This window comes from Vibrio sp. 1402, from assembly GCF_033340275.1.
This window is the reverse complement of the sequence record NZ_JAWOWE010000312.1, coordinates 1-672: the sequence shown is the minus strand read 5'-3', so window position 1 is coordinate 672 and position 672 is coordinate 1. Positions and strand designations below refer to the sequence as shown.

At 50.7% G+C, this 672-nt stretch carries 1 protein-coding gene and 1 pseudogene; one reads left to right on the top strand and one right to left on the bottom strand.

The window, feature by feature from the left end; translation table 11 throughout:
* A pseudogene (locus R7044_RS25775) lies at positions 1-369 on the top strand (IS91 family transposase); the annotation flags it as partial.
* A 121-nt stretch (positions 370-490) separates the two neighbouring features.
* Here R7044_RS25775 and R7044_RS25770 read toward each other — a convergent pair.
* Positions 491-672 (bottom strand): hypothetical protein (locus R7044_RS25770; RefSeq protein ID WP_225456067.1); only part of this gene is annotated, 182 nt, incomplete at its 5' end.

Here is a 672-nt window from a genome sequence, read left to right as displayed (position 1 = left end):
TTTGCACCGAACAGCAAACACCGAGTTCAAGTAACACCCGCCAAGCGGGGCAAGAAGCCCGACAAATCGGAAGGTCTCGATACTAACTGGCGTGACAAGAGTCCTGCAGAGCGCCACCGCGCCATGACCTGGATGCAACGCCTCAAGCGAGTCTTCAATATTGATATTGAAGTCTGCGAACACTGCGGCGGTCACGTCAAAGTGATTGCCAGCATCGAAGATCCGAAGGTCATTGAGCAGATTCTCAAGCATCTGAAACAGAAAACAGCCAAGGCGAATGCCGCCAAGCAGCGTGAGCTGCCACCAGAACGAGCGCCGCCACTGACTCCCAGCCTGTTCGATCCAGCACAGAGGCGTCTCTGTGACTGACGACCCCAAATCCAACACTGCTCAACACTGCCAACTTTTAAACGGGGCGGTGGGGCAGTTTGTATCTCTCGAGCTATCAGGCTAGAGATTTTACCGCCAAATCGAACCTTATTAGAGCGGTTTAGGCTGGACCGGCAGTTAAAATTGGGGCTTGAGCGGTAAACGAGTGAGGGAATTTCAGGTAAGATACTTCGGATGAGGAGCAAAAAGGTGGTTTATACTTCCTATACCCAAATTGCTTAATTAATGTTAAAGTTTCTCCAGCAATTCCCCTGCCTTGAGCACTTTGCTTAAGCAGGTAAC